The 14,765-nt window shown below is 64.1% G+C and carries 15 protein-coding genes; 12 read left to right on the top strand and 3 right to left on the bottom strand.

Features of this window, described 5'->3' with window-relative positions; all coding sequences use genetic code 11:
• Positions 1-198: 198 nt before the first annotated feature.
• The 6 genes from AC0ZZU_RS03145 (at position 199) to cycA (ending at position 6,654) form a co-directional block, all read left to right on the top strand.
• Entirely contained in the window at positions 199-591 is a 393-nt protein-coding gene (locus AC0ZZU_RS03145) for a DUF2946 domain-containing protein (protein ID WP_476338994.1), read from the top strand.
• Between the two features lie 48 nt (positions 592-639).
• A complete protein-coding gene (locus AC0ZZU_RS03140) occupies positions 640-1,122 on the top strand; it encodes a copper chaperone PCu(A)C (protein WP_476338992.1) in 483 nt (160 codons plus the stop codon).
• Between the two features lie 20 nt (positions 1,123-1,142).
• A complete protein-coding gene (locus AC0ZZU_RS03135) occupies positions 1,143-1,568 on the top strand; it encodes a DUF2946 domain-containing protein (protein WP_476338990.1) in 426 nt (141 codons plus the stop codon).
• A gap of 63 nt (positions 1,569-1,631) precedes the next feature.
• Positions 1,632-3,698 (top strand): TonB-dependent copper receptor, encoded by a 2,067-nt coding sequence (locus AC0ZZU_RS03130; protein ID WP_476338988.1) that lies wholly within the window; start codon positions 1,632-1,634, stop codon positions 3,696-3,698.
• A 70-nt stretch (positions 3,699-3,768) separates the two neighbouring features.
• Positions 3,769-5,133 carry a PepSY-associated TM helix domain-containing protein gene (locus AC0ZZU_RS03125; RefSeq protein ID WP_476338986.1) on the top strand — a complete coding sequence of 455 codons (1,365 nt, stop codon included), beginning with the start codon at positions 3,769-3,771 and terminating at the stop codon, positions 5,131-5,133.
• A 114-nt stretch (positions 5,134-5,247) separates the two neighbouring features.
• Positions 5,248-6,654 carry a D-serine/D-alanine/glycine transporter gene (gene cycA, locus AC0ZZU_RS03120; RefSeq protein ID WP_476338984.1) on the top strand — a complete coding sequence of 469 codons (1,407 nt, stop codon included), beginning with the start codon at positions 5,248-5,250 and terminating at the stop codon, positions 6,652-6,654.
• A 45-nt stretch (positions 6,655-6,699) separates the two neighbouring features.
• Here the strand turns inward: cycA and AC0ZZU_RS03115 are convergent, their stop codons facing one another.
• A complete protein-coding gene (locus AC0ZZU_RS03115) occupies positions 6,700-7,050 on the bottom strand; it encodes a hypothetical protein (protein ID WP_476338982.1) in 351 nt (116 codons plus the stop codon).
• Between the two features lie 281 nt (positions 7,051-7,331).
• Here AC0ZZU_RS03115 and urtA point away from each other — a divergent pair, with 281 nt between their 5' ends.
• The 6 genes from urtA to AC0ZZU_RS03085 all read left to right on the top strand — a co-directional run bounded on the left by urtA (position 7,332) and on the right by AC0ZZU_RS03085 (position 13,425).
• Positions 7,332-8,597, top strand: a complete 1,266-nt coding sequence (urtA, locus tag AC0ZZU_RS03110; RefSeq protein ID WP_158461081.1) for an urea ABC transporter substrate-binding protein — start codon at positions 7,332-7,334, stop codon at positions 8,595-8,597.
• Between the two features lie 76 nt (positions 8,598-8,673).
• Complete coding sequence (urtB, locus tag AC0ZZU_RS03105; protein WP_476338979.1) at positions 8,674-10,167, top strand: urea ABC transporter permease subunit UrtB; 1,494 nt, start codon at positions 8,674-8,676, stop codon at positions 10,165-10,167.
• Positions 10,167-11,246 (top strand): urea ABC transporter permease subunit UrtC, encoded by a 1,080-nt coding sequence (gene urtC, locus AC0ZZU_RS03100; RefSeq protein ID WP_476338977.1) that lies wholly within the window; start codon positions 10,167-10,169, stop codon positions 11,244-11,246. The genes urtB and urtC overlap by 1 nt, the downstream gene beginning before the upstream one ends.
• A complete protein-coding gene (gene urtD / locus AC0ZZU_RS03095; protein ID WP_476338975.1) occupies positions 11,243-12,115 on the top strand; it encodes an urea ABC transporter ATP-binding protein UrtD in 873 nt (290 codons plus the stop codon). Before urtC ends, urtD begins: the two co-directional genes overlap by 4 nt.
• Positions 12,116-12,158: 43 nt before the next feature.
• Positions 12,159-12,857, top strand: a complete 699-nt coding sequence (urtE, locus tag AC0ZZU_RS03090; RefSeq protein WP_476338973.1) for an urea ABC transporter ATP-binding subunit UrtE — start codon at positions 12,159-12,161, stop codon at positions 12,855-12,857.
• Positions 12,858-12,888: 31 nt separating this feature from the next.
• The gene (locus AC0ZZU_RS03085) at positions 12,889-13,425 is read left to right on the top strand and encodes an N-acetyltransferase family protein (RefSeq protein ID WP_476338971.1); all 537 of its coding nucleotides are present in this window, start codon (positions 12,889-12,891) and stop codon (positions 13,423-13,425) included.
• Here AC0ZZU_RS03085 and AC0ZZU_RS03080 read toward each other — a convergent pair.
• A complete protein-coding gene (locus tag AC0ZZU_RS03080) occupies positions 13,412-13,717 on the bottom strand; it encodes a chaperone modulator CbpM (protein ID WP_476338969.1) in 306 nt (101 codons plus the stop codon). The genes AC0ZZU_RS03085 and AC0ZZU_RS03080 overlap by 14 nt on opposite strands.
• Positions 13,718-13,719: 2 nt before the next feature.
• Positions 13,720-14,667, bottom strand: coding sequence for a curved DNA-binding protein (cbpA, locus tag AC0ZZU_RS03075; RefSeq protein WP_476338967.1), 948 nt, complete (start codon positions 14,665-14,667; stop codon positions 13,720-13,722).
• Positions 14,668-14,765 lie beyond the last annotated feature (98 nt).

Below are 14,765 nucleotides of genomic sequence, written 5' to 3'. Positions count from 1 at the left end.
GAAAAATCTGCGGCTCCCGAGCGAAATCTGTCCGTCATCGAAGGCTTCGCGGCACGTCCCGGACTACGGGTGGAAGACTGGTTGAGCTCGACCCGTTAGAGGAGAAGAAACAGCCGCTGCGGCACTTCACCGCACCCTGGCCATTTTTCCCTATACTGCGCGTTACAATACCGCACTGATTCCTGACCGGATCTCTCCATGACCCCACATCGGCCCGCCCTAGCCTTGATCGCCTGCCTTGCAGTGCTGTTCAACCTGCTGGCCATGCCGTTGTCCTCCGCCGCCCCCAAGGGCCCGGACGAGCAACTGTTGTGGGGTGCTTTCTGCTCGAGTGTTTCTGGCAAGGCCAAGGCTGAGATCGTGGCCTTGGGCAAGCTGGACCTCGGCCAGCAAGGCGATGACCATTCCAACATGCAACATTGCTGGTGCTGTTCGGGCGCCGCGCCCGTGCTGGCGCTGCCTGGGCATGTACCGCCATTGACCCATCCGCAGCCGTTGTCACGCGGCGCTGCTACACCGCTGGTTGCCTACCAGCCCACGCCGCGCCAGCAGTGGCCGACGATCAATCCCCGTGCCTCTCCGCTGAGCTGAGTTCACCGCGCCTGCCGTTGCGAACCTGAACAGAACCGGAGAAACCCCATGCTCAAGCACACCTTGCTCCTGGCTGCCTTGCTGCTGCCTGGCGCCTTTGCCAATGCCCATGAATACACCCGGGGCGACCTGCACATCGCCCACCCCTGGTCACTGGAACTACCACCGAACGCGCCCAACGTCGCCGCTTACTTCGTGGTGCACAACAATGGCCAGCAGGACGACCGCCTGCTTGGCGTCGACAGCCCGATCAGCGACGATGCGCAATTGCACGAGCACATCAAGACCGCGGCGGGCCTGATGAAAATGCAGCAGGTCCCGAGCGTGACCGTGCCAGCAGGACAGGACCTGACCTTCGCCCCCAGTGCCTATCATGTGATGCTGATGCAGCCCAAGGACCGCAGTCTGCTCAACGATGGCAAGCGCTTCCCGCTGACCTTGCATTTCGAGAGGGCCGGCGACATTACCGTCGACGTTTCCGTACAGAAGCAGCCCCCGGCTGGCAATCAGGACCAGTCTCACGCGCACTGATCTCCTGAGCCGCGCTCCTCATGAGCACCTTGCGCAAGCGCCTCCCCTGGCCCACCCGTCCTGACCGCAGGCGCATCGGTGGTGGCTGGCTGAGCCTGTTTGCCATGTGGATGATCTTCATCGGCCCGCTGGTTTCCCAGTCGATGCCGATGAACCATCACGCCGGCATGCCCATGGACATGCCCATGGCTGCCGGTCATCACCAGGCCGATACAGGCCATCACGGCCACGGCAACGATGGCCAACTGCATGTGCTCTGGGAAAAATGTGGCTATTGCAGCCTGCTCTTCAACTGCCCGGGCCTGCCTCAGGCCCTCAGCCCGCTCAGTCTGGGCGCGCTGCCGCAAGCCAGTCTCCTACCGCGCCAGACTCGCCAGGGCCATGCCCGCCAGGCGGTGTTCCCGGGGGCGCGCAGCCGCGCCCCTCCTGTCCCGATCCACGTCTGAAACCCTTGCATGCCCAGGACCAAAGGCCCTGCGCACCTTCATGACTGATCGACTGGAATCACTATGTCTGGTTGCACACCCGTGTTTCGTCTACCCCTGCGCGGCACTCTTGCCGGGCTCTGTGGCTCTCTGCTGGCGCCCCTGGCCCTGGCGGACGACGCTGCGCACCAAGGCCACGCCCATGAACCGGCCGAACTGAGCCCGACGGTGATTACCGCCGTGGCCCCCAGTTCGCCACTGACCATCGTCACCGACCCCAAGGACCCACGCCAGCCGGTGCCGGCCAGCGACGGCGCCGATTACCTCAAGACCATCCCCGGCTTCTCGGCCATCCGCTCCGGTGGCACCAATGGCGACCCGGTGCTACGCGGGATGTTCGGCTCGCGCCTGAACATCCTCACCAACGGCGGAGCAATGCTTGGGGCCTGCCCCAACCGCATGGACGCGCCTACCTCGTACATCTCGCCGGAGACCTACGACCGCCTGACCGTGATCAAGGGCCCGCAGAGCGTAATCTGGGGCCCAGGTGGATCGGCCGGGACCATCCTCTTCGAGCGTGAGCCCGAGCAATTCGGCGAGCTAGGCAGTCGGATCAACGCCAGCTTGCTGGCAGGCTCCAACGGACGCTTCGACAAGGTCCTCGATGCCGCGGCCGGCAACAGCCAGGGCTATGCCCGCTTCGTCGGCAACCAGTCACGGTCCGACGACTACCACGATGGCAACGGTGATAGCGTCCCGTCGCGCTGGGAGAAGTGGAACGGGGACGCCACCCTTGGCTGGACCCCGGACGCCGATACCCTGCTCGAACTCACCGCTGGCAAGGGTGATGGCGAGGCCCGCTATGCCGGGCGCGGCATGGACGGCTCGCAGTTCAAGCGCGAAAGTCTCGGCCTGCGTTTCGAGAAGTCGAGCCTGGGCGAGGTGTTGGACACGGTCGAGGCTCAGGTCTACTACAACTACGCCGATCACGTGATGGACAACTACAGCCTGCGCTCCCCCTCGGGCAGCGGGATGATGGGCATGCCGATGGTCAGCAACGTCGACCGCCGCACCCTCGGCGCACGCATCAAGGGCACCTGGCGCTGGGCTGACGTGCAACTGGTCAGCGGCATCGATGCGCAGACCAACGAACACCGCCTGCGCGGCGGCATGGGGGTCGATGCACACAAGGGCCAGGCCTGGACCAAGGACGCCGACTTTCACAACTACGGCGTATTCGGCGAGCTGACCTGGTACAGCACCGACCGCGACCGCCTGGTCACCGGCGCCCGCCTGGACCGCGCCTCGGCCAAGGACTTTCGCGCAGCCAGCGTGACGGATGGCGAGACCCGCGCCGATACGCTGCCCAGCGGCTTTGTACGCTACGAGCACGACCTGGACACGTTGCCTGCCACGGCATACATCGGCCTGGGTCACGCCCAGCGCTTTCCTGACTACTGGGAGCTGTTCTCGCCCAAATCGGGCCCGGCCGGCTCGGTCAATGCGTTCGACAGCATCAAGCCCGAAAAGACCACCCAGCTCGATGTCGGCATCCAGTACCAGGGTGAGCGTCTGAGCGCCTGGATCTCGGGATACGTCGGGCAGGTTCGCGACTACATCCTGTTCGACTACCGCAGCGCCATGATGGGCATGTCCACGTCCAGGGCACAGAACATCGATGCACGCATCATGGGCGGCGAGATGGGCACGGCCTATGACCTGTCGGAAAACTGGAAAGCCGACGCAACCCTGGCCTACGCTTGGGGCAAGAACAGCAGTAATGGCAAAGCGCTACCTCAAATGCCTCCCCTGGACAGCCGGCTGGGCCTGACCTACAGCCGCGAGGACTGGAGTGCTGGAGCATTGTGGCGAGTGGTGGCGGCGCAGAACCGCATCGCTCAGGACTACGGCAACGTGGTGGGCAAGGACTATGAGAAAAGCGCAGGTTTCGGCGTGTTCTCGTTGAACGGGGCCTACAGGGTGAACAAGCACGTCAAGCTGAGCGCTGGCGTCGACAACCTGTTCGACAAGGCCTATGCCGAGCACCTGAACCTGGCAGGCAACGCAGGCTTCGGCTATCCGGCCAGCGATCCGCAGGCGGTGAACGAGCCTGGGCGCACGCTCTGGACCAAGGTCGACCTGAGTTTCTGATCCGTCCCCGGGACGCGGCCGATGGCCGCGTCCCGGCTGGGCCAACCCTTTTGCTACACGGGAGTGCTCCATGAGCAAACCATCGATTTCCTTCTACAACCTGGCCTGGCGCTGGCACTTCTATGCCGGGCTGTTCGTCGCACCGTTCATGATCATCCTGGCCGTGACCGGGATCGTCTACCTGTTCAAGCCACAGCTCGACCCGTTGATGTACCGCGACCTGATGGTGGTCGAAGCCGGTCACCACCGCCAAGGCGCCGACAGCTTGCTGGCACAGGTGCACCAGGCCTATCCCAAAGGCCATGTCGGCCAGTACCTGCCACCGCTGGATGCCGAGCGCAGCGCGCAGTTCGTGGTGCATGACGGCGGGCACGAGCTCAATGTGTTCGTTGACCCCTACAGTGGCAAGGTACTGGGCGAGCAGGACAGCAAGTACAACCTGCAAGCCGTGGCCCGCGCGCTGCATGGCGAGCTGATGGTTGGCACCCTGGGCGACCGCCTGGTAGAGCTGGCTGCGGGCTGGGGCATTGTCCTGGTGGTTTCGGGGATCTATCTCTGGTGGCCGCGCGGGCGCAAGAGCGCTGGGGTGCTGTGGCCCCGAATGAGTGCCCGCGGCCGCCTGATGTGGCGCGACCTGCATGCGGTCACCGGCTTCTGGGGCGCGGCGCTGCTGCTGTTGATGCTGCTCAGTGGCATGACCTGGACCGGTTTCTGGGGCAAGCAGTACGCCGACCTGTGGAACCGCTTTCCCGCAGCCATGTGGAATGACGTGCCGCAGTCCGACCAGCAGGCCCGCGAACTCAACAGCGCCCACCGCCAGACCGTGCCCTGGGCGATGGAAAACACTCCGATGCCACAGTCTGGCGCGCATGCCGAACATGCCGGGCACCACATGATGTCCAGCGCTCCGGCCGCGCCGCAAGTCAGCCTGCAACAGATCGAAGACCTGGCCAACGCACGCAAGGTCGAGCCCGGCTACAGCATCACCCTGCCGACCACCGCCGAGGGCGTATTCACAGTCGCGGTATTTGCCGATGACCCGCGCAACGACGCCACCCTGCATGTCGACCAGTACACCGGCAAGGTGCTGGCCGATGTGCGCTGGCAGCACTACAGCCCCGTCGCCCGTGCCACCGAGCTTGGGGTCATGCTCCATGAAGGCAAGATGTTCGGGCCGTTCAACCAGATCATCATTCTCACCGTGTGCCTGATGATCCTGCTGAGCTCGGTCAGCGGTATCGTGATCTGGTGGAAGCGCCGCCCGGTTGGCGGCCTTGGCGTACCGGCGCTGCGCCATGATCTGCCGCGCTGGAAGACAGCCACCGGGGTGATGCTGCTGCTGGGGCTGGCGTTTCCGCTGGTAGGGGCGTCAATGCTGGTGATGTGGGTGGTCGACAGCCTGGTGGTCCGCCGACGGGTACTGGCGCGAGCCTGAGGGCAACGCCGCAGGGTTGTTTCCAATTGAGACGTCGTGTCACGCCCCCGATCCCGGGGCGCGTGATAGCCTAGCCGGCTTTCAAGAAGACTGACCCTCAATGGAATGCAGCCCATGACCCGGACCTCATCCACGTCAAAAGACGAGAATCACCTGCAACGCAACCTGACCAACCGTCATATCCAGCTGATCGCCATCGGTGGCGCCATCGGCACCGGACTGTTCATGGGCTCGGGCAAGACCATCAGCCTGGCGGGCCCGTCGATCATCTTCGTGTACATGATCATCGGCTTCATGCTCTTCTTCGTCATGCGCGCCATGGGCGAACTGCTGCTGTCGAACCTGAACTACAAGTCGTTCATCGATTTCTCCGCCGACCTGCTCGGCCCCTGGGCGGGATATTTCACCGGCTGGACCTACTGGTTCTGCTGGGTGATCACCGGCATCGCGGACGTCATCGCGATCGCCGCCTACACGCAGTTCTGGTTTCCTGACCTGCCGCAGTGGATACCCGCGCTCGCCTGCGTCGGAGTGTTGCTGTCGCTGAACCTGATCACCGTGAAGATGTTCGGCGAGATCGAGTTCTGGTTCGCGTTGATCAAGATCGTTGCGATCCTCGGCCTGGTCGCCACTGGCTTGTACATGGTGTTCAGCGGCTTCGAGTCGCCGGCCGGACGCACCGCGAGCCTGGCCAATCTATGGAACGACGAGGGCATGTTCCCTCATGGCCTGATGGGCTTCTTCGCCGGATTCCAGATCGCCGTATTCGCTTTTGTCGGCATCGAGCTGGTGGGCACCACCGCCGCCGAAGCCAAGGACCCCGAGCGCACCTTGCCGCGGGCTATCAACTCGATCCCGATCCGCATCATCATGTTCTATGTACTGGCGCTGGTCGCGATCATGGCCGTGACGCCGTGGCGGGACGTGGTTCCGGGCAAGAGCCCGTTCGTCGAGCTGTTCGTGCTAGCCGGCCTTCCCGCCGCTGCCAGCCTGATCAACTTCGTGGTGCTGACGTCGGCGGCCTCATCAGCCAACAGCGGCGTGTTCTCCACCAGCCGGATGCTCTACGGCCTGGCCCAGGAAGGTGATGCACCGAAGGCTTTCGAGAAGCTGTCCAGCCGCCGCGTGCCGGCCAACGGTCTGTACTTCTCCTGCACTTGCCTGCTGCTCGGCGCTGCGATGATCTACGTGATTCCCAACCTGGTCGAAGCCTTCACCCTGGTGACGACCGTGTCGGCGATCCTGTTCATGTTCGTCTGGTCGATGATCCTGCTGTCGTATCTCAAGTACCGCATGCAGCGCGCCGCCCTGCACGAAGCCTCAAGCTACAAGATGCCCGGCGGGCGGCTGATGTGCTGCGTGTGCCTGGCGTTCTTCGCCTTCATCCTGGTGCTGCTGAGCCTGGAGGACGACACGCGCAAGGCGTTGATCGTCACCCCGGTGTGGTTCGTGCTGCTGGCCGTGAGCTACCGGTACCTGCGGCCCAGGCGAGCCCTGCGGACCGCGTCGATACAGCGTTGAACGTGACAGGGGCCAGGTACATCCTGGCCCCTGCTCCCGCTGAGGTCAGCGCCGCACAGACAAGCACACCAGGATAGGCAGGGACCAGCCTGGCACGCTTGGGTCAAGCGCCTTCAGCTCAAGGGTCCCGTTGTACCAGCCCGCTGCCATGGCGAAGGCGACCGGGTCACTGCGCAGCACATCCAGCGCTTTGGTGGAGAAAGCGACCAAGGCGTCGATATCATGGCCAGCATGGGTGGCCGTCCCTGGTGTGGAACTGGAGAAGGCTTCGCCGGGCGTGGTGTCGGCTTGCAGGTAGTCATAGGCAGGTTGCCGTCCCCAGGTATTTGTACGGGCACCTCTTGACCTGTCGCCGCAGCGGCGCACCCCCCAATGAATGCCAGCGCACTTGCGCACAGCATCCTGCTTACAGCCTGTCCACGTTTCATCGTCACTTACTCCTGCGTTCAAGAATCGAAGCGCCGGACAGTGACAGCACGACGAACATCGCATAACTCGCAGGTGTACCAGCCGTGCTCCACGATAGGGCGTTGCCCCAGGCTGCCTCCACAGTTCGGTGCATCGAGTACGCCCGCGCGCCGCCGGAGCGCCCGCTATCGAGGCACTCCTCCGTCGGCACACCCCTTGCAATGCCTCTCCCCGAGTCGCCAACAGCCGAACAATAACGGAGAGAGCACATGAAGCGTCGCAGTCTGATCAAGGCCTTCACCTTAAGCGCAGGCCTGGCCGCCATGGGGATGAGCTGGACCCTCCAGGCCGCCGAGACCATCAAGGTCGGCATCCTGCATTCGCTGTCGGGCACCATGGCCATTTCCGAGACCTCGCTCAAGGACATGGCGCTGATGACCATCGAGCAGATCAACGCCAAGGGCGGGGTCAACGGCAAGATGCTGGAACCTGTGGTGGTCGACCCTGCTTCGAACTGGCCGCTGTTCGCCGAAAAAAGCCGCCAGTTGCTCACCCAGGACAAGGTCGCGGTGGTGTTCGGCTGCTGGACTTCGGTCTCGCGAAAGTCTGTGCTGCCCGTGTTCGAGGAGCTCAACGGGCTGCTGTTCTACCCGGTCCAGTACGAGGGTGAGGAGCTTTCGCCGAACGTGTTCTACACCGGCGCCGCGCCCAACCAGCAAGCCATCCCGGCGGTGGAATACCTGATGAGCGAAGACGGCGGCGCCGCCAAGCGCTACTTCCTGCTGGGCACCGACTACGTCTACCCGCGCACCACCAACAAGATCCTGCGCGCCTTCCTGCACAGCAAGGGCGTGGCGGACAAGGACATCGAAGAGGTGTACACGCCGTTCGGCCACAGCGATTACCAGACCATCGTCGCCAACATCAAGAAGTTCTCCGCAGGCGGCAAGACCGCGGTCATTTCGACGGTCAATGGCGACTCCAACGTGCCTTTCTACAAGGAACTGGCCAACCAGGGCCTCAAAGCCACCGACGTGCCGGTGGTGGCCTTCTCGGTGGGTGAGGAAGAGCTGCGCGGCATCGATACCAAGCCCTTGGTCGGACACCTGGCGGCGTGGAACTACTTCGAGTCGGTGGATAACCCGGTCAACCAGAAATTCGTCGCCGACTGGAAGGCCTACGCCAAGGCCAGGAACCTGCCAGGCGCCGACAAGGCCGTGACCAACGACCCGATGGAGGCGACCTACGTCGGGATCAACATGTGGGCCCAGGCTGCGGAAAAGGCCAAGTCGACCGATGTCGACAAGGTTCGCGAGGCCCTGGCCGGGCAGAGCTTCAAGGCGCCGTCGGGCTATACCCTGACCATGGACAAGACCAACCACCACCTGCACAAGCCGGTGATGATCGGCGAGATCCAGGACGACGGGCAGTTCAGCGTGGTCTGGGAAACCGAACAGCCGCTGCGGGCGCAGCCGTGGAGTCCGTTCATTCCAGGCAATGACAAGCGGCCGGATTATGCGGTGAAGGGTAACTGAGCAAGGGGCTATTTGTGGTGGCCCGCGAAGAGGCCACCACAAACGACAAAAATCCACCCCCCGGCAGAGACCTCCCATGCCCAAAGCCTTCTACACCCTCCTCCTGCTGCTCCTTCTCCCCCTGGCCTCCCACGCCAGCGAGGGCGAATTCTTCCTCACCGCCAAGCCCAACGACCAGGCCCGCCTGCTCCAGGACTGGGCGGCGCAACCGGACCCTGCGCGCCTCACCCTGCTGAGCGAGCTCAAGCAAGGCCGTATTGCCGCTGACGACAACCGCAAGGTGCGCCTGAACAACCGCCTGCGCGGCTTGATCGACAACGCCCTGGCCAGTCACCAGATGCTCAGCGATGACACTCGCGTGCGCCTGTCGGCTGCCCAGCAATTGCAACGAAGCGCACAACCGGCACAAGTTGCGTTCCTCGACCGGCGCTTCGCAATCGAAGCCGATGGCGCCGTTCGCGCCGCGCTCGGCCTGGCCTTGGCCAATCTCCAACTGGCCGCCAGCGAGCCGTCCGTGCGATTGGCCGCGGTTCGCCTGCTCGGTGAAACCGGCGATCCCCAGGCCCGCACACGCCTGCAGGCCCTGCTCGAGCCCGGCGCCGAGACCGAGGCAGCCGTGCGCACCGCTGCGCAGACCAGCCTTGCCCAGGTCGAGCACAAACTGCTGATCGGCGAGCTGCTCGGCCAGGCCTTCAGCGGCCTGTCGCTGGGCTCTATCCTGCTGTTGGCCGCGCTCGGCCTGGCCATCACCTTCGGCTTGCTGGGGGTGATCAACATGGCGCATGGCGAAATGCTGATGCTTGGCGCCTACAGCACCTACATGGTCCAGGTAATGGTGCAGCGCCTGGCGCCCGACGCGATCGAGTTCTATCCGCTGATCGCTCTGCCGGTGGCCTTCGCCGTCAGCGCCGGGGTCGGCATGCTGCTCGAGCGCACTGTCATCCGCCACCTGTATGGCCGTCCGCTGGAAACCTTGCTGGCCACCTGGGGCATCAGCCTGATCCTGATTCAGGCGATCCGCCTGCTGTTCGGCGCGCAGAACGTCGAAGTGAGCAACCCGGGGTGGTTGTCGGGTGGCCTGCAGGTACTGCCCAACCTCGTATTGCCCTACAACCGCATGGTCATCATCGGCTTTGCCCTGGCGGTGGTACTGCTCACCTGGCTGCTGCTCAACCGCACACGGTTGGGCCTGAACGTGCGCGCCGTAACCCAGAACCGCAACATGGCTGCCTGCTGCGGCGTCAGCACCGGACGCGTCGACATGCTCGCCTTCGGCCTGGGTTCCGGCATTGCCGGGCTCGGCGGCGTGGCGCTGAGCCAGGTCGGCAACGTCGGCCCGGACCTGGGCCAGAGCTACATCATCGATTCGTTCCTGGTGGTGGTGCTTGGCGGCGTGGGACAACTGGCCGGCACCCTCTGGGCCTCGTTCGGCCTGGGCATCGCCAACAAGCTGCTGGAGCCGCAGATCGGTGCGGTGCTCGGCAAGATCCTCATCCTTGCGCTGATCATCCTGTTCATCCAGAAGCGTCCGCAAGGCCTGTTCGCCCTCAAGGGACGGGTAATCGACTGATGAACCAGCCTCTGCTTGTCACCGCCACCCAGAAAGTCGGCCCGCGCCTCACGCTGGCGATCGGCGCCGCCGTCATCCTCGCGCTGCTGGCCCTGCCGCTGTTGTCGCTGCTGCCGGCCGACCACTATCTACAGGTGTCGGCCTATACCCTGACACTGGTCGGCAAGATTCTCTGCTACGCCATCGTCGCCCTGGCCCTGGACCTGGTCTGGGGCTATGCCGGGCTGCTGTCGCTTGGGCATGGGCTGTTTTTTGCCCTGGGTGGCTACGCCATGGGCATGTACCTGATGCGCCAGGCCTCGGGCGACAGCCTGCCGGCGTTCATGACGTTCCTGTCCTGGACTGAGCTGCCCTGGTACTGGGCGGGTACCCAGCATTTTGCCTGGGCCCTGTGCCTGGCGGTGCTCGCGCCGGGACTGCTGGCACTGGTGTTCGGCTGGTTCGCGTTTCGCTCGCGGATCAAGGGCGTGTACTTCTCGATCATGACCCAAGCGCTGACCTTCGCCGGCATGCTGCTGTTCTTCCGCAACGAAACGGGATTTGGCGGTAACAATGGTTTCACCAGTTTCCGCACCATCCTGGGCTTTGACATCGCCTCGCAAGGCACGCGGGCGGTGCTGTTCCTGCTGACCGTGGCGCTGCTGCTGGTGAGCCTGTACCTGGGCTGGTGCCTGGCCCGCAGCAAGTTTGGCCGGGTGCTGACCGCGCTGCGTGATGCCGAAAACCGCCTGATGTTCTGCGGCTACGACCCACGCGGCTTCAAGTTGCTGGTGTGGGTGCTGAGCGCCGTGCTGTGTGGCCTGGCAGGTGCGCTGTACGTGCCGCAGGTGGGCATCATCAACCCGAGCGAGATGTCGCCGACCAACTCGATCGAAGCGGCCGTCTGGGTGGCACTTGGCGGCCGTGGCACCTTGATCGGCCCGCTGCTCGGCGCCGGTCTGGTCAATGGCATGAAGAGCTGGTTCACCGTGGCGTTTCCCGAGTTCTGGCTGTTCTTCCTGGGCGCGCTGTTCATCGTCGCCACCCTGTACCTGCCCAAGGGCGTGATCGGCCTGCTTAAGAAAAGGAACCAAGCATGAGAAGCCTGCCCATCGCGCCCGTGCACCCGGAGTTCATGCTCAAGCCGCTGTACTACCCCACCGACCTCGAGGGCGCCGGTCGCGACGCCATCGGCCTTGGCCAGCAGCGCAAGCCTGGCCTGAACGTTCGCCACGGCACCGTGCTGACACTGGAAGACATCAACGTAAGCTTCGACGGTTTCAAGGCCATCAACGGCCTGAACCTGTACATCGGCGTCGGCGAGCTGCGCTGCATCATTGGCCCCAATGGCGCCGGCAAGACCACCCTGATGGACGTCATCACCGGCAAGACCCGCCCGGACAGCGGCAGCGCCTGGTTTGGCGAGACCCTGGACCTGACCCGCATGAGCGAGGTGCAGATCGCCCAGGCCGGCATCGGCCGCAAGTTTCAGAAGCCCACGGTGTTCGAGGCGCTGACGGTGTTCGAGAACCTGGAGCTGGCGCAGAAGACCGAAAAGTCGGTGTGGGCCAGCCTGCTCGCGCGGCTCGATGACGAGCAGCGCCAGCGCATCGACGAGGTCATGCAGACCCTGCGGCTGCAGCCCCTGGCGCAACGCCCGGCCGGCCTGCTCTCGCACGGGCAGAAACAGTTCCTGGAGATCGGCATGCTGCTGATGCAGGACCCGCAGCTGCTGCTGCTCGACGAACCGGTAGCGGGCATGACCGACGCCGAGACCGAATTCACCGCAGAACTGTTCAAGGGCCTGGCTGGCAAGCATTCGCTGATGGTGGTCGAACACGACATGGGCTTTGTCGGCAGCATTGCCGACCACGTGACCGTGCTGCACCAGGGCAGCGTACTGGCCGAAGGCTCGCTTGCGCAGGTCCAGGAAGATGAGCGGGTGATCGAAGTGTACCTGGGCCGCTAGTGGCCCCGTAGGACCGCATGCACCACGACTTCAAGGAATTCCCATGCTGAAAATCGACACCCTGCACCAATACTACGGCGGCAGCCACATCCTGCGCGGCCTGTCGTTCGAGGCCAAGATCGGCGAAGTCACCTGCCTGCTCGGGCGCAACGGCGTGGGCAAGACCACCCTGCTGCGCTGCCTGATGGGCCTGCTGCCTGCGCGCGAGGGCAGCGTGCACTGGGAAGGCAAGGCGATCACCGCGCTCAAGCCGCAGCAACGGGTGCACGCCGGCATCGCCTACGTGCCCCAGGGCCGCGAGATTTTCGCGCGCCTGACCGTGGAGGAAAACCTGCTCATGGGCCTGTCGCGGTTCAGCGCCCGCGAGGCCCGTGAAGTACCCGCGTTCATCTACGAGCTGTTTCCGGTCCTGGCGCAGATGAAGCATCGACGTGGCGGCGACCTGTCGGGCGGTCAGCAGCAACAGCTGGCCATCGGCCGGGCCCTGGCCAGCCGCCCACGGCTGTTGGTCCTCGACGAGCCCACCGAAGGCATTCAGCCGTCGGTCATCAAGGAAATCGGTGCGGTCATCCGCAAGCTGGCGGCCCGTGGCGACATGGCGATCCTGCTGGTCGAGCAGTTCTATGACTTTGCAGAAGAGCTGGCAGACCAGTACCTGGTGATGTCGCGGGGCGAGATCGTCCAGCGCGGGCGGGGTGAAAACATGCAGGCCGAAGGTGTGCGCGGGCTGGTAACCATTTAACCTGCAGCCATTCCCCTTGCGAGAAGCTGTCATGAGTCATTCGATCCGCGATGCCCTGCCCCAGGATCTGCCGGGCATCCTCGACATCTACAACGACGCCGTGCTCAACACCACGGCGATCTGGAACGAACAACCGGTCGACCTGGCCAACCGCCAGGCCTGGTTCGAGGCGCGCCAGCAGCAGGGCTATCCGATCCTCGTGGCGGTGGACGACAGCGGCGTGCTCGGCTATGCCTCGTTCGGCGACTGGCGGCCTTTCGAAGGCTTCCGGTTCAGCGTCGAGCATTCGGTGTATATCCGCGACGGCCAGCGCGGGAAGGGGCTGGGGCCGATGCTGATGGCCGCCCTGATCGAGCGGGCCAGGGCATGCGGCAAGCATGTGATGGTTGCCGCCATCGAGAGCGGCAACGCCGCATCGATCCGCCTGCATGAGCGGCACGGGTTCGTGGTGACCGGGCAGATGCCGCAGGTCGGGATCAAGTTCGGGCAGTGGCTGGACCTGACGTTCATGCAGCTGTTGCTGGATCAGACCGATCCACCGCGCCAGGGTGGTGCTACATCTGCGTGAACCTGCCCAGCCGCTGCCTGAGCATCTCGTTTTCGCTGCGCAGATGCTGCACCTCGTCCAGCAGCTCCAGCGCAAGCGCCACCCCTTCCCATTCCAGCTCAAGCTCGTGGTGGAGCTTGGCCGCGCGCTTGAGCAGCACCGGGGCCTGGTCGTCGAACAACCAGTCCTCCGGCGTTCGCCCCGAGGGTTCGACGATGCCGTGTTCGACGATCTCGATCACGCAGTCCGCCGTAAGATCGACTTCCCGGCAAAGGGTGCGCATGTCCAGCTGAACGATCAGGGTGCTGCTCATGGTCAACTACTCCATTGAGTCCTCGGATTGAAAGCCGCTTGCTCCGACAGTTTGCTCCACAGTTCACGCGTGGCGGCGTCGGACTGGCTGGGCATCACCACCTTGAGCTGGGCATACAGGTCGCCACGCTGGCCCTGCTTGTTGGCAAGACCCATGCCCTTGACCCGAAGGCGCTGGCCGCTCTGGCTGTCTGGGCGGATGGTCAGGTTGATCTTGCCGGTGAGGGTCGGAACCGCCACCTTGGTGCCCAAGGCCGCTTCCCAAGGCGCCAGGGGCACCGTGATGATCAGGTCGTGGCCCTCGACATCGAACAGCGGATGCGGTGCCATGCGGATGGTCAGGAAAAGATCGCCATTGGCTTCACCCCCGACACCCGGCGCCCCCTGGCCCTTGAGGCGAATGCGCTCGCCGTCGCTGACCCCGGCCGGGATCTTCACGTTCAGGGTCTTGGTGGTGTGCCCGGTGCGCTGGCCCTGGGCGTTGTACTGCGGAACCTGGAAGCTGATCTTCTTCGATTCGGTGCTCAACGTCTCCTCTAGGAAGATCGCCAGTTCCATCTCCACGTCCTGCCCTCGTCTGCCCGTGCTGCGTTGCTGACCACGACCAAAGGGGCTGCCGCCGCGGGCACCGAAGATCGAACTGAAAAAGTCTGAGAAGTCGCCATTCTCGTAGCCACTACCACCGGTGCCGCGGCTTTCCCAGCCGGGCGGGCCCTGGAACGGCCGGCCGTGCTGGCCATACTTGCGAATCTGGTCGTACTCGGCGCGTTTTTCGGGGTTGCTCAAGGCCTCATAGGCCTCGTTGGCCTCCTTGAACTTGTCCTCGGCGTCACGTTCCTTGCTGACGTCAGGGTGATACTTGCGCGCCAGCTTGCGGTACGCGGCCTTGATCGCCTTGTCGTCCGCCGTCGGTTCAACGCCCAGTATCTTGTAATAGTCTTTGAAGTCCATCTACGCCATCACCGTCAAAATGTTCACTGCATCAGAAGATAGGTAACAAGCATAGCCTTTCAAGGTGTCGTTGGCTTCGGCATACGCAGACAATCGGT

It is taken from the genome of Pseudomonas sp. JE3303 (assembly GCF_056312565.1).
Note: the sequence above shows the minus strand (reverse complement) of the source record. Positions and strands in the feature narration are given on the sequence as shown.